General features: G+C 64.7%; 17 protein-coding genes. 7 read left to right on the top strand and 10 right to left on the bottom strand.

The annotated features are described in order from the left end of the window. Nucleotides 1–62: 62 nt before the first annotated feature. Complete coding sequence (locus CGZ66_RS33525; protein WP_095088125.1) at nt 63–1,406, top strand: ISNCY family transposase; 1,344 nt, start codon at nt 63–65, stop codon at nt 1,404–1,406. Between the two features lie 192 nt (nt 1,407–1,598). Here CGZ66_RS33525 and carB read toward each other — a convergent pair whose 3' ends face one another. The 4 genes from carB to CGZ66_RS33555 form a co-directional block, all read right to left on the bottom strand. Then, a complete protein-coding gene (carB, locus tag CGZ66_RS33530; RefSeq protein ID WP_095090948.1) occupies nt 1,599–5,102 on the bottom strand; it encodes a carbamoyl-phosphate synthase large subunit in 3,504 nt (1,167 codons plus the stop codon). Nucleotides 5,103–5,541: 439 nt separating this feature from the next. Then, on the bottom strand, nt 5,542–6,447 hold the full coding sequence (locus tag CGZ66_RS33540; protein ID WP_342586893.1) for an SH3 domain-containing protein: 906 nt from the start codon (nt 6,445–6,447) through the stop codon (nt 5,542–5,544). A 288-nt stretch (nt 6,448–6,735) separates the two neighbouring features. Beyond that, a complete protein-coding gene (locus tag CGZ66_RS33545) occupies nt 6,736–7,494 on the bottom strand; it encodes a metallophosphoesterase family protein (RefSeq protein ID WP_095090950.1) in 759 nt (252 codons plus the stop codon). A gap of 245 nt (nt 7,495–7,739) precedes the next feature. Then, a complete protein-coding gene (locus tag CGZ66_RS33555; protein ID WP_095090952.1) occupies nt 7,740–8,096 on the bottom strand; it encodes an ArsR/SmtB family transcription factor in 357 nt (118 codons plus the stop codon). A gap of 205 nt (nt 8,097–8,301) precedes the next feature. Here CGZ66_RS33555 and CGZ66_RS33560 point away from each other — a divergent pair, with 205 nt between their 5' ends. Continuing rightward, the gene (locus tag CGZ66_RS33560) at nt 8,302–9,477 is read left to right on the top strand and encodes an MFS transporter (RefSeq protein ID WP_095090953.1); all 1,176 of its coding nucleotides are present in this window, start codon (nt 8,302–8,304) and stop codon (nt 9,475–9,477) included. 14 nt (nt 9,478–9,491) lie between these two features. Here the strand turns inward: CGZ66_RS33560 and CGZ66_RS33565 are convergent, their stop codons facing one another. Beyond that, entirely contained in the window at nt 9,492–9,947 is a 456-nt protein-coding gene (locus CGZ66_RS33565; protein WP_095090954.1) for a MarR family winged helix-turn-helix transcriptional regulator, read from the bottom strand. A 232-nt stretch (nt 9,948–10,179) separates the two neighbouring features. Between CGZ66_RS33565 and CGZ66_RS33570 the strand changes: the two genes are divergently transcribed. Then, nucleotides 10,180–10,974: an SDR family NAD(P)-dependent oxidoreductase gene (locus tag CGZ66_RS33570; RefSeq protein ID WP_095091712.1), complete on the top strand. Its 795-nt coding sequence runs from the start codon at nt 10,180–10,182 to the stop codon at nt 10,972–10,974. A gap of 21 nt (nt 10,975–10,995) precedes the next feature. On the opposite strand, the gene CGZ66_RS33575 is transcribed toward CGZ66_RS33570, so the two are convergent. Next, nucleotides 10,996–11,595, bottom strand: coding sequence for a LysE family translocator (locus CGZ66_RS33575; RefSeq protein ID WP_095091713.1), 600 nt, complete (start codon nt 11,593–11,595; stop codon nt 10,996–10,998). Between the two features lie 178 nt (nt 11,596–11,773). On the opposite strand from CGZ66_RS33575, the gene CGZ66_RS33580 reads away from it, so the two are divergent. Further along, a complete protein-coding gene (locus CGZ66_RS33580) occupies nt 11,774–12,643 on the top strand; it encodes a LysR family transcriptional regulator (RefSeq protein WP_095090955.1) in 870 nt (289 codons plus the stop codon). A gap of 12 nt (nt 12,644–12,655) precedes the next feature. Here the strand turns inward: CGZ66_RS33580 and CGZ66_RS33585 are convergent, their stop codons facing one another. The 3 genes from CGZ66_RS33585 to CGZ66_RS33595 form a co-directional block, all read right to left on the bottom strand. Continuing rightward, nucleotides 12,656–13,309 carry a dihydrofolate reductase family protein gene (locus CGZ66_RS33585; protein ID WP_095090956.1) on the bottom strand — a complete coding sequence of 218 codons (654 nt, stop codon included), beginning with the start codon at nt 13,307–13,309 and terminating at the stop codon, nt 12,656–12,658. Nucleotides 13,310–13,427: 118 nt separating this feature from the next. Then, complete coding sequence (locus tag CGZ66_RS33590) at nt 13,428–14,270, bottom strand: protein-L-isoaspartate O-methyltransferase family protein (RefSeq protein ID WP_167392352.1); 843 nt, start codon at nt 14,268–14,270, stop codon at nt 13,428–13,430. Between the two features lie 74 nt (nt 14,271–14,344). Further along, a complete protein-coding gene (locus tag CGZ66_RS33595; protein WP_095090958.1) occupies nt 14,345–15,709 on the bottom strand; it encodes an Nramp family divalent metal transporter in 1,365 nt (454 codons plus the stop codon). Between the two features lie 231 nt (nt 15,710–15,940). Here CGZ66_RS33595 and mntR point away from each other — a divergent pair, with 231 nt between their 5' ends. Together mntR and CGZ66_RS33605 are read left to right on the top strand one after the other, a co-directional pair. Then, nucleotides 15,941–16,396, top strand: a complete 456-nt coding sequence (gene mntR, locus CGZ66_RS33600; protein WP_167392353.1) for a manganese-binding transcriptional regulator MntR — start codon at nt 15,941–15,943, stop codon at nt 16,394–16,396. Nucleotides 16,397–16,507: 111 nt separating this feature from the next. Then, nucleotides 16,508–16,696 (top strand): hypothetical protein, encoded by a 189-nt coding sequence (locus CGZ66_RS33605; protein ID WP_095090960.1) that lies wholly within the window; start codon nt 16,508–16,510, stop codon nt 16,694–16,696. Between the two features lie 170 nt (nt 16,697–16,866). On the opposite strand, the gene CGZ66_RS33610 is transcribed toward CGZ66_RS33605, so the two are convergent. Further along, nucleotides 16,867–18,936 (bottom strand): hypothetical protein, encoded by a 2,070-nt coding sequence (locus tag CGZ66_RS33610; protein ID WP_095090961.1) that lies wholly within the window; start codon nt 18,934–18,936, stop codon nt 16,867–16,869. Between the two features lie 193 nt (nt 18,937–19,129). On the opposite strand from CGZ66_RS33610, the gene ypfJ reads away from it, so the two are divergent. Beyond that, nucleotides 19,130–20,056: a KPN_02809 family neutral zinc metallopeptidase gene (ypfJ, locus tag CGZ66_RS33615; protein ID WP_095090962.1), complete on the top strand. Its 927-nt coding sequence runs from the start codon at nt 19,130–19,132 to the stop codon at nt 20,054–20,056. Nucleotides 20,057–20,171: the final 115 nt, after the last annotated feature.

A 20,171-nucleotide genomic window follows, 5' to 3' on the forward strand; every position in this document is an offset into this window, starting at 1 on the left:
AGGTACACTTTGGTTTCATGCCACTGATTCCAAAGCACAATCTGCCACCGCCGGAGCCGACAATGCGCCAAGAACGCACCGTCCAAGCGAGCATATTCGATCTTTTCGCCACACACGAGATCGGCCATGAACTGAAGGCGATGTCGCAATGGCTGGATGAGCATCGCGACCTACTCGGGCTGGTGGCGCGGGACCTGTGTCGAGATGGCGTCAAGGCCACTGGACGGCAAGGGTTGCCCGCCGAAGCAGTGTTGCGTTGTGCGCTGCTCAAGCAATACCGCCAGCTGAGCTATCAGGAGCTGGCGTTCCATCTTGAGGACTCCGCCTCGTTTCGTGCCTTTGCGCGGATGCCATGGTCGTGGAGTCCGCAGAAGTCGGTGCTGCAAAAGACGATCAGCGCGATCAGGCCCGAGACCTGGGAACAGGTCAATCGGACACTCCTGTCGGGCGCTCGGCAGGCGAAGCTCGAAGACGGCACGGTCGTGCGATTGGACAGCACCGTGACCTCGGCACTCATGCACGAGCCGAGCGACAGTAGCCTGCTTTGGGATGCCGTGCGGGTCATGGTGCGCCTTCTGAAGCGGGCCGATAGCTTGGTCGGCGGCGCTGGCGCATCATGGCGCGATCATTGCCGCGCAGCCAAGAAGCGCGCCCGCAAGATCCAGTTCACGCGCGGCCGACCCAATCGCGTCCAACTCTACCGCGAACTGATCGTAATCACTCGCGCGACCTTGGCCTATCTGAAGGAGGCGACCGAGCGATTGGCCGAGGCGAGCACTCCGCCGCCCATCGCACTGTGGCAGGCCCAGGTTCGTCACTATCGGCCGCTGATCGAACGCATCATCAGACAGAGCGAGCGGCGCGTGCTGGCCGGCGAGCCGGTGCCGGCCCGCGAGAAGTTGGTCAGCCTGTTCGAACCGCATGCCGATATCATCGTCAAAGGCAGCCGCGACACCGAATACGGCCACAAGCTCAACCTGACCTCCGGCAGGAGCGGCATGATCCTCGATCTGGTCATCGAAGCAGGCAACCCGGCCGACAGCGACCGCTTGCTGCCGATGCTGGAACGCCACATCGACATCTATGGTCAAGCGCCGCGGCAAGCCGCCGCCGATGGCGGCTTCGCCACGCGCGACAACCTGGTTAAAGCGAAGGCGTGGGGCGTCTCCGACATGGCATTCCACAAGAAAGCCGGCCTCAGGATCGAGGACATGGTCAGAAGCAAGTGGGTCTATCGCAAGCTACGCAACTTCCGCGCCGGCATCGAAGCTGGCATCTCTTGCCTCAAACGTGCTTACGGCCTGGCTTGCTGCACCTGGCGCGGCCTCGACCACTTCAAGACCTACGTCTGGTCCTCGGTCGTGGCCTACAACCTCGTCCTCTTCATTCGCCTCAAAGCGACCTGACGCCGACCAGGCATCGCAGTCGCACCCGCACCGGCCAATCCGGTCGCGGGGCGTGCGCCTAATCGCGCTCGTAGCACCGCTCTGACCAAACCAGCGCCGGTAGTTCCGTCGCATGCCTTCAAATGCTCTGCCAACCGAGGATAAGCGATTGTAAACGCTGTAAAAAACGCAGGTTTATGGACGGAAACTAGACTAGGCAAAATACTCCTGCAGCGGCCGTACCTCGAGGCTCCCCGCCTTCAGCGCGGCAATCGCCTCCGCCACCGCGGCAGCACCCGACAGCGTCGTATAATACGGCACCTTCTGCATCAGCGTCGCGCGGCGCAGCGACTTGGAGTCCGATACCGCCTTCTGGCCATCAGTCGTGTTGAAGACGATCTGCACCTGGCGGTTGCGGATGGCGTCCTCGATGTGCGGGCGTCCTTCCAGGACCTTGTTGATCTTCTCGGCGACGACGCCGTTTTCGGCGAGGAAGCGGGCCGTGCCGGATGTTGCCATCACCTTGAAGCCGAGGCCGGCGAGGCGCTTCACCGCCGGCAGGATGCCCTTCTTGTCCTCGTCGCGCACCGAGACGAACAGCGTGCCAGAGCGCGGCAGGTCGACGCCGGCGCCCAGCTGGCTCTTGGCGAAGGCCAGCGCAAAGTCGCGGTCGAGGCCCATGACCTCGCCGGTCGAGCGCATTTCCGGGCCGAGCAAGATGTCGACGCCGGGGAAGCGGGCGAAGGGGAACACCGCTTCCTTGACCGCGATGTGGCCGGGGTTCCTGGGGTCGGGCATGGCCCCGTAATGGGCGAAGGCATCTTCCAGCGTCTCGCCGGCCATGATGCGGGCGGCGATCTTGGCAATCGGCCGCCCGATGGTCTTGGCGACGAAGGGCACGGTGCGCGAGGCGCGCGGGTTGACCTCCAGCACATAGACCGTGCCGTCCTTGATCGCATACTGCACGTTCATCAGGCCGCCGACATTCAGCGCGCGGGCAAGGGCCGCCGTCTGGCGCTCCAGCTCATCCACGAGCTCCGAAGGCAGTGAGTGCACCGGCAGCGAGCAGGCGCTGTCGCCCGAATGAATGCCGGCCTCCTCGATGTGCTCCAATATGCCGGAGACGAAGGTCGCCTTGCCGTCGCAGAGGCAGTCGACATCGACCTCGATGGCACCTGAGAGATAGGTGTCGAACAGCAGTGGGTTCTTGCCCAGGAGCGTGTTGATCTGGCCGGTCTTGTCGTTGGGGTATTTCTGCTTGATGTCCTCCGGCACCAGGCCGGGCACGGTGTCGAGCAGGTAGGATTGCAGCATGCCCTCGTCATGGATGATCTGCATGGCGCGGCCGCCGAGCACATAGGACGGGCGCACGACCAGCGGGAAGCCGAGCTCGCCGGCGACGAGGCGTGCCTGCTCGACCGAATAGGCGATGCCGTTCTTCGGCTGGCTGAGGCCAAGCTTGTGCAGCAGCTTCTGGAAGCGGTCGCGGTCTTCGGCGAGATCGATCATGTCGGGCGAGGTGCCGAGGATCGGGATGCCGGCCTTCTCGAGCGCATCCGCCAGCTTCAGCGGCGTCTGGCCGCCGAACTGGACGATGACGCCGACCAGTTCGCCCGAGGCCTGTTCGGCGCGCAGGATCTCCAGCACGTCTTCCGCGGTCAGCGGCTCGAAATAGAGCCGGTCCGAGGTGTCGTAGTCGGTCGACACGGTCTCCGGGTTGCAGTTGATCATGATCGCTTCATAGCCGGCATCGCGCAGAGCAAAGGCGGCGTGGCAGCAGCAATAGTCGAACTCGATGCCCTGGCCGATGCGGTTCGGCCCGCCGCCGAGGATGACGACCTTGTTGCGCGACGAGACCTGCGCCTCGTTGGCGAGCGCGCCGGCGAACGGCACTTCATAGGTCGAATACATGTAGGCGGTGGGCGAGGCGAACTCGGCAGCGCAGGTGTCGATGCGCTTGTAGACCGGATGCACGTCGAGCTTTTCGCGGACCTTCGCGATCACGTCGATATCGGTCCTGGTCAGCGACGCCAGACGGGCGTCGGAAAAACCCATCGCCTTCAGCATGCGCAGATTGACGGCGTCGCCCGGGATGCCGTGCTCGCGGATGCGGGCTTCCATGGCGACGATGCCGGCGATCTGCTCGAGGAACCACGGGTCGATCTTGCACATGGCGTGCACGTCTTCCAGCGAGGTGCCCATGCGGATCGCCTGCGCCACCATGCGCAGCCGGTCGGGCGTCGGCGTGCCCAAGGCGGCGCGGATGGCGTTGCGGTCGTCGGCATGGTTGGCAATCGCGCTCCCGTGGCCGAGGCCGGGGATCTCGATCTCGTCGAGGCCGGTGAGACCGGTTTCGAGACCACGCAGCGCCTTCTGCAGCGATTCCTGGAAAGTGCGGCCGATGGCCATCACTTCGCCGACCGACTTCATGGCGGTGGTCAGCACCGGCTCGGCACCGGGGAATTTCTCGAAGGCAAAGCGCGGGATCTTGGTGACGACGTAATCGATCGACGGCTCGAACGAGGCCGGCGTGGCGCCGCCGGTGATGTCGTTCTCCAGTTCGTCCAGCGTGTAGCCGACGGCGAGCTTGGCCGCGATCTTGGCGATCGGGAAACCGGTCGCCTTGGAAGCCAAAGCGGAGCTGCGCGAGACGCGCGGGTTCATCTCGATGACGACCAGGCGACCATCGGCCGGGTTGACGGCGAACTGCACGTTGGAACCGCCGGTCTCGACGCCGATCTCGCGCAGCACCGCGATCGAGGCGTTGCGCATCATCTGGTATTCTTTGTCGGTGAGCGTGAGCGCTGGCGCGACGGTGATCGAATCGCCGGTGTGCACGCCCATCGGGTCGATGTTCTCGATCGAGCAGACGATGATGCAATTGTCCGCCTTGTCGCGGACGACCTCCATCTCATACTCCTTCCAGCCAAGCACGCTCTCCTCGATCAGCACTTCGGTGGTCGGCGAAGCGTCGAGGCCGGACTGGACGATCTCGTAGAATTCGGCGCGGTTGTAGGCGATGCCGCCGCCGGTGCCGCCCATGGTGAAGGACGGGCGGATGATGGCCGGCAGGCCGACATGGTCGAGCGCCTGGGCTGCAATCGCCATGCCGTGGCTGATGTAGCGCTGCTTGCGGTCGCCTTCGCCGAGGTTCCATCGGGTTTCCAGCGCGTCGAGCGCAGCGTCGAGATCGGCTGGGGCCTCGGCCTTGACGGCGGCGCGCTCGGCCTCGTGCGTCTTGCGGTCGGTGTTCTTGACGTCGGTGGCGTTGGCCAGCATCGACTTCGGCGTTTCCAGCCCGATCTTCTTCATCGCCTCACGAAACAGCGCGCGGTCCTCGGCCTTGTCGATGGCCGTGGCGTCGGCGCCGATCATCTCGACATTGTAGCGCTCGAGCACGCCCATGCGGCGAAGCGACAAAGCGGTGTTGAGCGCGGTCTGGCCGCCCATGGTCGGCAGCAGCGCGTCGGGCCGCTCCTTGGCGATGATCTTGGCGACGACTTCGGGCGTGATCGGCTCGATATAGGTGGCGTCGGCCAGTTCCGGGTCGGTCATGATGGTGGCCGGGTTGGAATTGACCAGGATGACGCGAAAACCCTCTTCCTTCAGCGCCTTGCAGGCCTGGGTGCCGGAATAATCGAACTCGCAGGCCTGGCCGATGACGATGGGGCCGGCCCCGATGATCAGGATCGACTTGATGTCAGTGCGTCTTGGCATGGGCGATAAGTTCCGTTCGGCGGGCGGCTTGCACAAAAAACCGGGACGGGAAGACCCGGCCGGTTGTGCTCGCGATTCTGGTATCAGGCTAAGAGGGCCTTATAGGGAAGAGTTTTGCCCGATGTAACCCCGAAAATGCGGCTTCGTGCGGGGCTTTACAGCCCGGGCAAACGGGCTGGGCTCGAAACTGCATCCTGCCAACCGTTTGCGCCGCCCCTCATTGCCCTACCGGGCATTTCTCCCCGTATAGTGACGGGGAGAAAGACGCAGCCACTTGCGGTTTCGCCAACCACGAACGTTGGAATAGGGGCGCCGGCGTTACGGGCATCTCCCCTTCTCCCCGTCACTATACGGGGAGAAGGTGCCGGCAGGCGGATGAGGGGCGGCGCCGAGGTCTACACTTGGGGCGCTCGCGGCCAAACAATATCGCCACAGAATGCTAATTCCCCAGCGCCAGCCGATCCGTTATCTCGAAGCGTTCGGAGACGCCGATGCGGATCATGTTGAGGGTGCCTTCGCGGGTGAAGCGGAAGTCGGTCTGCCTGTCGGAGCCGGCCGGCTTGCCGGCGACGAAGGAGATGACGCGGGTGCCGCCGTCGGGCCAGGTGACGGTGACGTCGGCCTTGTCCGTGCCGGCGCGCATGACGCTGACCGCGCAGCGGGTCATCGGCTCGCCGACATAGCGGGCGCAGGGAATTTCATTGGTGGCGTGGTCAGATGGGGTGGCATGCTCAGATGGCGGCTCCAGCCGCGCGACGGTTTGTGAGTCAGGCGGCGGGGCAATGGATGCCGCGGCCGGCGGCTCTTCGATCTCGCCGGTCGTCGGGTTTTCCTGCACCGCGAAGGCCAGGCCGTAGGCATCCCGCATGGCCGTTTGGCCGATTTCGACGGCTGATTTCTGCGTGCTTTCGGTGCCAGCCTCCGGACCCGCGCCACCCAGACGCGCCGCCAGGTCGGGCGGCGGTGCGATCGGCGGCTGTGGCTTGGCGGGGTCGCCGGTTTGTGGTTTGTCCGGCGCCGATGCCTGATCGGGCTCATTGCCAGTGGAGGCGACCATCGGTGCGTCGGCCGGTCTTGCCTGGCCTTCGACATAGGGTGCCGGATTGAGGGGGATGAGGTAGCGCGCCGGCGCCCATCCGCTCAGCTTGTCCTTGCCGGTGCTCTCGACCTTGCACCATTTGTTGCCGTTGATGTCGTTGCAGCCGAGATTGGTGACGCTGGCGCCTCCGGCCAGACGCGCTTCGACCTTGGCGACCGGCGACGCTGCGGTGCGGATATTGAGAAGGTCATCCGGCGCCAGGCCGGTGACGATGGAGATGACGAGATCCGGCGATTCTTCGGCCATGGCGGGGCCAACAGCGGGCCAGGCCGCCATCAGAAGCGGAGCGGCAATCAGCGCATGCAGGGTTGTTCGGAGCGTAACTGTGCGCCTCATCATTCGGCCGTGCGCTGATACTCAAAGACACCGTGCACGCTACGGATCAAGCCCGTCGCATGCCCGGCCGGTTTTATAAGCGACGGCGCGCCGCCATGTAAGCCCGAAAATTTGACCTTGGTGGCATGAACGCAAGGGCGTTCCAGCCTCGGCATGAACGCAAGCGCATTTAGCCTGGCGGCATAAACGCAGTTGCGTTTAGCCTGGCATGAACCCCGTCCTGAGCGCGTGGGCCCATTCCGGGCGTCCCGCCTGTTCGGCCTGTCTGGCCGCCGCCTCGTGGTCGTAGTCGACGGCGATGGCCTCGAAGCGGTCGAGCTTGCCGGCGCTGCCCAAGGTGACGATGCCGTAGCGCGCATGCGGCGAGCCCTGCTCCGAGACATGCGCCGGCGGCGTCGCATCGTCATAGGCGGGGCAGCCGATGCTGCCGGGATTGAAGACGACCGGACCATCGGGAATGCGGATCAGCTCGGCCCGATGGCTGTGGCCGCACAGCGCGATGCGGCAGGCCGGGTCAAGCGCCTTCAGCCGGCGCCGGATCGCCGCCAATGGCGCGCGCACCAGCTGGCCATCGGTGATCGCATCGAGCAGATATTTCTCGTCATGGTCGGGACGGGCGTGGAAGGCGATGATGCCAGGCGCGATCTCCAGCGCCAGCGGCTGCGCGAACAGCGCCTCGCGCTGCGCCTGCGTCAGCCGCTCCTGCGCAAAGGCGTCGGAAGGCCACATCTCGTCACTGGCCGGATCGGCGGCGACGCGGCGGTCGTGGTTTCCGCGCACCGTCGGCAGGTTGAGCGCCTCCAGCCGCGCAAATGTCTCGCGCGGCCATAGCGGGCCGGAAACGCTGTCGCCGAGATTAACGGTCAGGTCGGCGCCGCCGCGCTGCCTCAGATCGTCAAGCACGGCGTCCAGCGCCAGCACATTGCCATGAATATCGGCGAGGACAGCGATGCGCATCTTGGGTGGCTCCGATGGGTGGCGAATGACTGGCCGGCAAGGGCGGACCTGGCTGGACTTGGGTTCCTCGCCCCCACGGAAGTGGGGGAGAGGTGGCTCGGCGAAGCTGAGACGGAGAGGGGGCTCTTGGCGCTCCCCAATCGTTCAAAGAGGTGATTTTCCTTCAAACGTGCCGCCCACGAAAAGGCCCCCTCTCCGACCGCTTCGCGGCCACCTCTCCCCCGCTTTGGCGGGGGAGAGGAACCTCAGGCGGAAACTTCAAGATCGTGGCCGCCGACCGCGGGCAGTGCGGGATCGTCTCCGGCGGCGGCGATGACGCTGTCGAGCAGGCCGGGGAAACGGGCGTCGAGGTCGGCGCGGCGCAGCGTGATCATCCGGTTGGTGCCAACCACCTCGGCGCGGGTGACGCCGGCCTCGCGCAGTTTGGCGAGGTGATAGCTCAGATTGGTCTTGGAGCCGAGATCGAGGAACTGGCTGCAGTTCAGCGGCACGCCTTGCTTGCTGGCGAGATAGCGCACGATTGCGAGCCGCGTCGGGTCGCCGAGCACGCCGAGCACGATGGGCAGGCTGATCTGGTCGGTATTGGGGTGTGGCAAGGTCATGGCTGGAAACTAAGCACAGTTCGGGCCGATTTCAACGCATCCATCCTGCTCTGCGCATACACGCCGTTCTTCCGTTGCGATCCGTGCTGACCGACTGTGCTGACACAGGGCTGTCAGGAGGGTGCTGCTATTTTCCCTGGCTTCATTGACATCATGCCCTGCCATGTCCAATTGTTCAATAACTTTTGAACTAAGGACACGCCCCATGGACAAGCGCCTCTTCTGGCTTGCGCTCGGATCGTTCACGATCTCGACCGAAGGCTTCGTCATCTCCAGCCTTCTGCCCGACATCGCGGCGGACGCCGGCATCTCCATTCCGCTTGCCGGCACGCTGATCACCGCCTTCGCGCTCGCCTATGCGGTCGGCACACCGATCCTGGCGACGCTGACCGGCGAATGGGACCGGCGCCGTGTCATCCTGTGGACGCTGGTGTTCTTCGTCATCGGCAACATTGCCGCCGCGCTGAGCTCCTCCTTCGAACTTCTGCTGATCGCGCGCATCGTCATGGCGCTGTCGTCCGGCCTGTTCGCCGCGACCGCGCAGGGCACGGCGGTGGCGCTTGTCGACGACCATCACCGGGCCCGCGCCATTGCCGTCGTCGTCGGTGGTACCACGGTGGCCGTCGCGGTCGGCGCGCCGCTCGGTGCGCTGGTTGCGACGATCGCCGGCTGGCGCGGCACGTTCTATGCCATTGCCGGCCTAGGCGCGCTTGCCGGCGCGATCCTGTGGTACCGGCTGCCGCGCGGCATCGTCGGCACCAGGCTGCCCCTGAAGCGCAGGCTGGCGGCGGCCCTGCGTCCCGGCGTGATGCCGATCCTCCTGACGACGCTTCTGGCGCTGACCGGCGCCTTCACCGTCTTTGCCTATGTCGCGCCGCTCGCCATCGAGGGCGGCGGGCTCAGCCAGATCGCGCTGCCCGGCATGCTGCTCGCCTTCGGTGTCGGCGCCGTCATCGGCAACATCGCCGGCGGCCAGGCAGCCGACCGGTTCGGCGCGACGCGCACCGTCGGCTGGTCGCTGACGCTGAGTGCAGCCATGCTGGTCATGCTGTCGGTCATCCCGACCTTCCTGCCGTCCCATATTGCCGGGCCGGCGCTGATGGCGATGATGGTGCCGTGGGGCATCGTCGGCTGGGCTTTCCCGCCGGCGCAGGCCAGCCGCATCATCAAGCTGGCGCCGGACGCCGCGCCAATCGTGCTGTCGCTCAACGGCTCAGCACTCTATCTCGGCGTGGCGCTGGGCGCCGTGGTCGGTGGCGCCGTGCTGCGCTATGGCGCGCCGGCCGATCTCGGCCTGATCGCCGCGGCCTTCCCGCTGATCGGGCTCGGCATCGTACTGGCCGGTCGACTGGTGAAACCGGTGGCGGTCCCGGCAGAATAGAATCGCCCGCCAGCTTAGCTGGCCGGCGGCAGATCAAAGTCGTGCGCGGCGATGTCATCCAGCGCCGCGCGCAGCCTTTCCGCCTTGTCCCTGCCGACCACGTCCTCGAAACGCCGCTGGGCGACGTGCCACAGCTTCATCGCTTCATCGAGTTTGACCAGGCCCTGCGGCGTCAGCCGCACGCGCTTGATGCGGCGATCGTCCGGATCGGCGAAAGTCTCGACATAGCCGTCGCGGATCAGTGGCTTCAGCGTGTGGCCAAGCGCCGACAGGTCCATGATCATGGACGCGGCAATGGCGCCCATCGCCGGCTCGTTGCCGATATGGATCTGGTAAAGCAGGCCCTGCTGCGTGGCCTTGAGGCCCGAAGGCGCAAGCACATCATCATAATACTGGCCGAGCTTGCGTGCCGCGCGACGCAGCATGGCGTTGTTGCACAGCGTCAGGCCGGGCAGGGCATCTTTCGACATGTTTTTCTCTCGGCTCTTTCTCTCGGCGACGGCTGCATCACGCCCGACCGCTTACCCTTAAATAATCTCAGTCCCGATCATTGACAAGATAGTGGCATATGCCTATTTTCTGAATAGTGGTATATGCCACTAAATGAAATCAGATGGCTTTGGCGGCAAGGCAAGGGCAGTTGCCCACGGTGCCGGCGGCAAAAGCCGAAGCGAAGCAATCAGTCGAAGAAGGAACAGGACAATGAGTGGACAGAGCAACAAGGGCACGGCGGTGGTCACCGGAGCTTCGGCGGGCATCGGTGCGGTCTATGCGGACAGGCTGGCAGGGCAAGGCTATGACCTGCTGCTGGTGGCGCGGCGCGCCGACCGGCTCGAGGAACTGGCGGAGAAGCTGCGCTACGCCTACGGCCGCAAGGTCAGCGTGATCAGCGCCGATCTCGCCGACGACAATGATGTCCGCCGCGTCGAGCAGGCGATCGCCGCCGACGACAGCGTGACGCTGCTGGTCAACAATGCCGGCCTTGGCGGCCAGCAAGTGGTGGCTACCGCCGACGCCGACGCGGCCGAGCGCATGATCAAAGTCAATGTCATCGCCTTGACGCGGCTGACCCGTGCTGTGCTGCCAGGTCTGGTGGCGCGCAACCGTGGCGCCATCGTCAACATCGCCTCGGTGCTTGCCTTCGACACCTCGTTCGGCGGCATCTACAGCGGCACCAAGGCCTATGTCGTCAACTTCACCGAAGCCCTGCAGCGCGAAGTTGCGGGTACGCAGGTGAAGGCGCAGGTGGTGCTGCCAGGCGCGACCCGGACCGATTTCTGGGAGATCGCCGGCAGCGATATCGATACCCTTCCGCACGAAATCGTCATGACGGCCGATGATCTGGTCGATGCCGCACTTGTCGGCCTGGCCAAGGGCGAAACGGTTACGGTGCCGGGGCTTGCCGACGCCACCAAGGTGGACACTTTCCTCGGCGCGCGCCAAGCCTTCTACGGCAGCCTGCATGCCAACAAGCCGGCGGCACGCTACGCGGCTTGATCCCTGCGTGGCGGTTGGCGTTCAGGCCGACCGCCACATCGGAATGATCGAGGCGGCAAGCACCAGCGCCAGCACGATGTTGAGCGCGCGCCATTGCCATTCTGTCTTGAGCAGCCGGGCAAGCAGCATCCCGGCCACGCACCACAGCGACAGCGAGGCAGCCGCTGCCAGGCCGAAAGTGGCGCCGAGCAGCAGCGCAAGCTGGAGCGGGCCGCTGGCCAAAGCCGCGAACGAGGCCGCCGCGCCCAGCCCTATCGCCCAGCCCTTGGGGTTCATCCATTGAATGCCGGCGCCGCTGAGAAAGCTGTTCGGACTGGCCATGGTGACGTCCAGGTTGGGCGGTCCGCTGCGACCGATCTTGATCGCCAGCCAGACGAGATAGAGCGAGCCGACGACCTTCATCGCCAGTTGCAGCGAGGGTACCGCAAGCAGCAGGCCGGCGAGCCCGGCGGCCGCGGCGGCGGTCACCGTGGCGAGGCCGGCGGCACTTCCAACGAGCAAGGGAACGGAACGGCGAAAGCCGAACTGCACGCCGGACGCTGTCGACAGGGTCGTGGCGATGCCGGGCGTGGTGGTGGCGACGATCGCAAACAGGACGAGGGGGATGATCGGCTCGAGCATGCGGCTTCCTTTGAAGCGTGTCGACACGCTTCAAGTTTATGTTTCTGCATTTCGTTCTCCCAAAACCGCTGCGCACTTTTGGGCGACATGCATTGTCGGACATCGCAATCCTAGCCACGCATGAACTTCAGTAAATGCAATGTTTGCCATGCTTTCCATTAGCAGACATAATGCAAGTATGATCCGAAATCTCGACATGGCACTGATCCGCACCTTCGTCACCGTCGCCGACAAGGCCAGCATGACGGCGGCTGCCAATGCGCTGCACCTGACGCAAGGCGCCGTCAGCCAGCAGGTCAAGCGGCTGGAGGAGGCGCTCGGCGCCAGCCTGTTCGAGCGTGACCGGCGGGGTTTGCGGCTGACGCGCGCTGGTGAGCGGCTGTTCGGCAAGGGCAAGCGGCTGCTGGCCTTGAATGACGAGATATGGACCGACATGGCGGGTACCCCGGTGGCCGGCCAGGTGCGGCTCGGCGTGCCCTACGATCTTGTCGGCACCTTGCTGGCGCCGGTGCTGAAGCGCTATGCCGAGACCTATCCGCAGGTCGAGATATCGCTGATCTGTGCCTCGTCACCGGAGCTCGCCGCTGCCCTCGCGGCCGGCACCATCGACCTTGCGGTGATCGAGGAACGGGTCGGCCCGTCGGCCGGCGAGTGCCTGGCCATAGACCGGCTGGTCTGGGTCGGCGCCAAGGGCGGCGTTGCCCGTGCCAAGCGGCCGCTGCCGGTTTCGATCGTTGCCGACACCTGCGCCTTCCGGCCGGCGGTGCTGTCGGCGCTTGGTGAGCACGGGCTGGAATGGCGCACCGTGTTCGAGAACGGCAACATCGACGCGACGACAGCAACGGTGCGCTCGGATCTTGCGGTCACGACATGGCTGGCCTCCACCGTGCCGGCCGATCTCGACATATTGCCGTTCGATTCAGGCCTGCCGCCGCTGCCGAATTTTGCCATCAACCTGCATTTGCCGAGGCACGGTGTCGGACCCGCGGCACAGGAATTCGCGCGGCATATCCGCGAAGGGCTGGCGCGGCGGCTGGTGGCGGCTTGAAACCAGGTCCAGCTACTTCCAGTTCTTGCGCCGCTCGATCTCTGCCTCGGATGGCTTTTCCGGCGCGAACGATCCGGTCTTGATCTCGCCGCCACGCTCATACGTCGCCATGATGACGCCGGTGCTGGAGGCCTGCGAGCGGGTCAGCTTCAAGGCGGAAGGCATGGTGCCGTTGCCGAACAGCCGCTTGCCCTTGCCCAGCACCAGCGGGAAGATCAGCAGGCTGATCTCGTCGATCAGGTCATTGGCGAGCAAGGTCTGGACCAGGTCGCTCGAACCCTGGATGAGCAGGTCCGGGCCGTCTTGCTCCTTCAGCTTGCGCAGCGTTGCCACGACGTCCTCGCCCAGCGACTGGCTGTTGTTCCAAGTCAGTGTGTCGTGCCTGTGCGTCGCCACATATTTGGTGACGGCGTTGAAGCTTTCGGCGATCGGATCGTTGCCCTGGTACGGCCAGTGCGCGGCGAAGATGTCATAGGTCTTGCGGCCGAGCAGCAGGTCGAAGGGCTTGGTGAAGGTCTCGCCCATGAACGCGCCCATGGCGTCGTCCCAGTAATGGAACGTCCAGCCGCCGAATCTGAAACCGCCGGCCGGATCCTCTTCCGGACCGCCTGGAGCTTGCATGACGCCATCGAGGCTGACGAATGTCGCGGCGGTGATCTTTCTCATTCCGATGCTCCGGTTTCTTCAATCCACGCCGTCGCGGCTGGATTTCAGCCCAAGGACGGGTGACTCCCCGCCCGTCCGACACCGCTGGCAACATTTTGGCGGGCCCGCCGTCGATGCGTCACCTGCGAGGCCTGGCATCCAGGACGCGCGAGGAGAACCAGACCTCACCGAAGATCGCTGTGGCGGTGCGGTCCGGCAGCTTGTCCGACGTCAGCCAGATCGAGCGGCTGCGCGCGGCCTGGTCGCGCGTCGGGATCTTCGCCGCGGGGTCTGCAACCGAGGCGCCGACACATGGAATGAACCATGAGCGCATGAAGGGGTCGCAGGCGAAGCCTTTTTCTGTGCGGGTCACTATCACCGCCAACGGGACGCGCTCGGCCGGGCGCCAGGGAAAGATCATGCGGCCGCCTGGCCGCAGCGCCTTCAGCCATCCCGCCGGCGGCGCGGCGACGCCGGCATTTACATAGATGATGTCGGATGGCGGCAAGGGTGTCGTCACGGCATCGCCATGGACGACGGTCACATTGCCATAGGTTTCGAGATTTTGTCGTGCGAGCTCGGCCAGGTTGTTGTCGAGTTCGAAGGCAGTGACGGTGCCGCCGGGCGAAACCAGTTTGGCCAGCGCCGCGGTGTAATAACCGGTGCCGGCGCCGATGTGGCAAACGGCTTCGCCGGGTTTCGGCGCAAGCTTGCCGATCCACATGGCGTGCAGGAACGGCTCGCCATTGTTGATGCCCTTGTCGTTGTCGAGCGCCACCAGAACGTTCTGGTAGATGTGAGCCGGATCGGCGCTCGGCGTCGTGATCTTGCCGTTGCCGGCGATGATCGTCCACGGCCCAGGACCGAGGAAGGCTTCGCGCGGCACCTCGGCGAAGACCGCCTCCAGGCGCGGATCGGGCGAGCCGGCATTAGCGGCCATCAGCCTCGCGTAGAACTTCCTGACGTCTTCGATCCCGGTCATGACGCGGGAGAAGATAGCGCGGATTGCCGATTTGTCGCCGGACTATCTCTCAGCAGAGCAGCCGATTTCGGGTCTCAGCCGACCCCGAACATAGTGTCGTAGAGCAGCTTGAAGTTGAGCACCAGGATGATCGCGGCGACCACCCAGGCCAGTGCGGCGACGCCGCGCGGAATGGCGAGGTTGCCCATCTTCTTCCTGTCGGAGACGAACTGCACCAGCGGGACAACCGCGAAGGGCAGCTGCATCGACAGGATCACCTGGCTCAACACCAGCAACTGGCCGGTGCCTTTTTCGCCATAGAGCGCGGTGACGATCACCACCGGGATGATGGCGAGCCCGCGCGTCAGCAGGCGGCGTGCCCAGTTGGGGATGCGCAGGCGCAGGAAACCTTCCATGACGATCTGGCCGGCCAGCGTCGCCGTCACCGTCGAGTTCAGGCCGGAAGCCAGCAGCGCGACGGCGAACAGGATCGAGGCGATGCCGAGGCCCAGCAGCGGCGACAGCAGCTCGAAGGCCTGGCCGATCTCGGCGACATCCTGGTGGCCGGTGTCGTGGAAGGCGACCGCCGACACGATCAGGATCGAGGCATTGACGAACAAGGCAAGCATCAAGGCGATGGTCGAGTCCGTCGTTGCCCATTTGATGGCGTCGCGCTTGCCCTTGTCGGTGCGCTCATAGGCGCGGGTCTGCACGATCGAGGAGTGCAGATAGAGATTGTGCGGCATGACGGTGGCGCCGATGATGCCGATGGCGATGTAGAGCATTGCCGGATTGGTGACGATCTCGGACGACGGAATGAACATTGCATGCAGGATCGAGCCGGCCGGCGGGGCGGCGACAAAGATCTGGATGGCGAAGCAGCTGAAGATGATGATCAGGAGCGCGATGACGAAGGCTTCGAGATAGCGAAAACCCTTGTTCATCAACAGAAGCACGAGGAAGGCATCGAGTGCTGTCAGCATGGCGCCGCCGATCAGCGGGATGCCGAACAGAAGTTGCAGCGCGATCGCCGTGCCGATGACTTCGGCCAGGTCGCAAGCGATGATGGCCAGTTCGCAGGCGATCCACAGCATGAAGTTGACCGGTCGTGGATAGTAGGCGCGGCAGGCCTGAGCGAGGTCGCGCCCGGTGGCGATGCCGAGGCGGGCAGCCAGTGCCTGCAGCAGGATCGCCATCAGGTTGGAGAGCATAATGATGAACAGCAGCGTGTAGCCGAACTGCGCGCCACCGGCGAGGTCGGTCGCCCAGTTGCCCGGATCCATATAGCCGACCGAGACCATGTAGCCGGGGCCCATGAAGGCGAACAGCCGGCGGAACCAAACGCCCGAACTCGGAACCGCGATGGAAGAATTGACCTCGCGCAGGCTGGGCTGGTCGTCCTCCTCGGGTCTGGCGAACCGCCAAGTGGATTGGGAGGCTGTGGCTTCGACTTCAGACATGAGGGGCTTTCCGCGAGACGTGTCGATGTTATCCTAAGCTATGCCATGGCTCAACATTATGCAATATGCTATATTTCATTGTCGGTGCTTTTTGTTCGGGCCGTGACCTGGCGCGGGAACGGTCGCCGACAACGCAGGTTGCGCCTGTGGCGGAATGCAAATAAACGGCCTGAAGAATCAGAGCCCGTGCTATGAATGCATGGACGGCTAAACTCCCAGGAGGGGCGCGCATTGGCGCTGAAGAACAGACCGGTCCCGCGCGAAAAGCCGCTGCCTGACGCCGACGTCCATTCGGAGGGGTTCAGGCACACGCGCGAAGCGCGCCGCAGCGCGTTGGTCGAGGATTATGTCGAGCTGATCGCCGACCTGATCGAAGACGGTAACGAGGCGCGCCAGGTCGATATCGCCGCACGGCTCGGCGTCGCCCAGCCGACGGTGGCCAAGATGCTGACCAGGCTGTGCGCCGACGGCCTCGTGTCCAGAAAACCCTATCGCGGCGTGTTCTTGACCGATGCCGGCCGCAAGGTCGCGGTGGAGAGCCGCATCCGCCACCAGACGGTGGAAGCCTTCCTGCGCTCGCTCGGCGTCAGCGCCGAGACCGCGCGCATCGATGCCGAGGGCATCGAGCACCATGTCAGCGCCGAGACGCTCGAAGCGTTTCGCAAGGCGATGACGGCGGCGCGCTGAGCTGCGTCAGCACCGCGTTTCCCGAACGACGAAGCCGCGCGGGAACCACCTGATGTTACGCACGTTGCTCCTCACACCGCGCGATTGACGTGCGCGCCAAGGGAGGAAGCGATGGGCGTTGAACAGGCACCGACCGCAAAGGGCAAGCAGGCGGCCAAGGGACTGAAGCAGGCGGCGGCGAAGGACGAGCGCAAGACCGAGGCCGAGACCGGTCATCCCCTGAAGAAGGGTGCCGCGCGTTTCGAGGAGCGCTCGAAGAGCTCCGATGGCAAGAGCGCCGGCGCCAAGCAGAGGGATTAGGCGCCTGTCGGGCAGACATCGGCAATTGTCGGCGAAAGCCGTTTGCTGAGATGTAGCAACCGCACCCTTTGTTGTGGCAGCACCGCTTGTCCCTAGGCTATGGCCCGGGCGTTCGAGCCCTTTGAACGGACCACTGGGCCTATCAATTTGCCTGCGGCAAAACCGGTCTCTCACTCCCTGACATCTTGCACCCAGCTTCTGGGGTGGCCGTCGACGCGGAACTGGAAGATGAAATAGGGCGGGATGCAGGTGCCTTCACCAGGCTTGGCCTGAGGCAGGTCATCATAGCCGGCAGTGCAGATATAGTCCTCGCGGCAGGGATGCGCCTTGTCGCAGGCACGCAGGCCGGCGGTCTTGGTGAAATCCTTGGTGCAGAATTTGTGGTCCTTGCCGGACGCAATGCAGTCGTTGAAACCGGTTTTGGCCAACCGGCCGCACGTCGCCTCGTCGGGAAGCTTGTCACAGCTTGCCTTGCGCAGCATGCCGCCGGGAAAGCCGCCGGTCTTCTGCTGCGGATTGTCGTAGCGCTGGCGTGCGGCGCCATAGCCGGCGAGCTTGACCGGCGGCTTCTTGTCCCGCGCCGGATCGATGGCGCATGCCTTGGCGGTGGCCGGGGACAGCCGGCAATACTGGTCGTTGCCCCATGTCGACATTTTTATCTCGCCGAACTCGACGGGGTCACCGACCGCTGTGCCGGCCTCGCTGACGCAGGTGCCGAAGCCCGGATGGATGGCGCTCTCGTGGACGCCGGCGCAGCGCAAGCCTTCGCCGCAGCTCCAGTCCTTGAAGCTCAAATCCTCGCCCCGATAGCAGATCGAGCCCCAGCCATCGTAGAGGTCGGTGCCCTTCAGCGCCTCGGCGTATTTCTGGTCCGGACGGGCGGCGAAGCCACGCGTGAAATCCGGATGGCCGCCGGCGGCCAACTGCTCGACGATGGCGCGGCGGCGGGGCAGGTCGGCAAAGAACACGGCCGAGCCCGGCACGAAGACGGCATTACGGCGCGGTTCGCTGGCCGGGTCGGCGCCGGTGTAGTGGAAGCCGGCAATGCCATGCGTCTGGTGGCAGCCGGTGCAGGTCATCTCATTGAGCCGCAGTTCGAAGCCGGCCACCGACTTGACGGAGGAGAGCGTGTTGCCCCTGGCAACGTAGTCCTTCAGCGCCTTGTCGATATCGGCGTCGTCGACCAGCCCATAAGCGATGTTGTTCTGCGACCGGCTCAGGCCGCCGGGTGCTACGGAGACGGCGCTCTTGGCCAGGAACTTTTCGTCGATGACCAGCCGCCCATGATCGAGGTCGTAGATGTTGCGGTCGGTGAGCAGCCACTTGGCGAAGGACGGCTTGTCGGCCAGCACGATCGCCCGGTCGATCTGGTTCTCCATTTTCGATTCGTAGAAGCTCGATGTGGCCGGATCCCATTTGAAGATCTTCAGCAGATATTCGGCGTGGCCGCCGAAATCGCGACGCGTCGAGGCCGATAGCCTGAGCACCTGCATGTTGAGTTCAAGGCGCATGATCTGCGACGAATTCAGCATGGCGCCGGAGAGCGGCCCTTCGTCGGAGCGCAGCCAGGCCGCGAGCTGGTCGGGCGGCAGATCCTTCTGCCCGGCGGCAAGCCAGCGCTTGGCGATTTCGGCGCAGGAAACGTCGGTAGCGCTCGGCAAATCCCTTGAAGCGCGGGCCTGGGCCCGCGTGGGCTTGGCGTTGAACACCAGGCTCATGGTCAGCGGCAGGCGCGAAGAAATGCGCTGGCCCGCCTTTCCCTTTACCGGCTTTTCCGCGACCGAATAGTGGAAGCGGTAGATCAGCCGGATCTCGCCGCATTCGGTGTGGCCAAGATAGCCCCGGTCCATGCGGTTGACGACGCCGGTCAGGTCGAGCGTCGACCCGTCGTCGTCGATGTATTTCGGATTGAATTTCTGGCTGGTGTCGTTCGACTTGGCCATGGCCGCGACATAGGGGTCAGGACTGGTCTTCGGTTCGTCGGCGATCTCAAGCTTGACGGTGTCGCGGACGGTGGCCAGCGCCGGCACCGAAAACAGGCCGCGATTGTCGACCTCGCGGGTGAGGCCGAGCGCTGGACCCAGCAGGCGGCTGATCGACAGGCCGCCGCGCTCAAGCGCCTGCAAGGTTGCGGGATCGGTGACGGCAACGCTGGAATCAAGCGTCACCGCGCCGGCACTTGCGAGACCAAGGCAGAGCAGGGCCGCGAGCAGCGACACGAATTCACCGATCGTCTTCAAACCGCGCGCACCCCTCCGTTTGCGGCGATGCTACAGGCCTTCCGTGGTCTCGGCCAGAGCGGCGAGGCCGCCATTCGGCAGGGATGCAGTCTCGAAAAATGCTGTGACTTGGTGCAACCATTGGGATAATTGTTTGTTGGGTTGAGCCGGCCATGCCGGAACAATGGGGAAGTTCGCAGCGCGAGGAGTTGCCATGCTCTGGAGAGGCCGTCGTCAGAGTGACAATATCGAGGACGACCGCAGCGACAACGGCGGCGGGCTCGGCGGCGGCAGCCCCGGTCAGTTCCGCATCCCCATCGGTGGTCGCGCCGGGGGCGGCGGCAGCATCTTCCTCGTCATCCTGGTGGTGCTGGCCGGATGGTATTTTGGCTTTGATCCGTCGACGATCCTGGGTGGCGGCGACGGCGGCCTGCTGCCGGGCGGTGGCGGCCAGATCACCGACGACAGCGGCGGCCAGGACAGCGGCGCGGGTGCGCCCGCCAATGACGAGATGAAGCAGTTCGTCGCCACGGTGCTGGCCGAGACCGAAGACACCTGGACCGGCATCTTCAAATCGCAGGGCCTGACCTACGAAGACCCGAAGCTGGTGCTGTTCAGCGGCCAGGTACGCTCGGCCTGCGGCTTTGCCTCCGCAGCGGCCGGTCCCTTCTATTGCCCCGGCGACCACAAGGTCTATCTCGACATGACCTTCTTCCAGCAGCTCGACCAGCAATTCGGCGCCTCGGGGGAGTTCGCCCGGGCTTATGTGGTCGCGCATGAGGTCGGCCACCATGTGCAGAACCTGACCGGCATCATGGGCAAGTTCAACCAGATGCGGCAAGGCATGAGCGAAGCCGATGCCAACCAACTGTCGGTGCGCATAGAGCTTCAGGCCGACTGCTTTGCCGGCGTGTGGGCGCATTACACGGCGCAGAAAGGCATATTGGAGCAGGGCGACATAGAAAGCGCGCTGAACGCCGCCAAGCAGATCGGCGACGACACGCTGCAGAAGAAGACGCAAGGCTATGTCGTGCCGGAAAGCTTCAACCACGGCACCTCGCAGCAGCGGCAAACCTGGCTGGCGCGCGGCTACAAGAGCGGCAAGCTTTCGGATTGCAACACGCTGAGCGGCCCGATCTGAGGGACCGTTTTCCGAGACCGACCCGACGGCGAAGCCGCCGTCAGGGGATGTTAGGATGAAAATATCAAGCCTGTTCCCTTATTGTTCCGGGCGACAAGCTCACCTATAAGGTGCG

Origin of the sequence: Mesorhizobium sophorae (genome assembly GCF_002270415.1) — a bacterium.
GTDB lineage: Bacteria > Pseudomonadota > Alphaproteobacteria > Rhizobiales > Rhizobiaceae > Mesorhizobium > Mesorhizobium sophorae.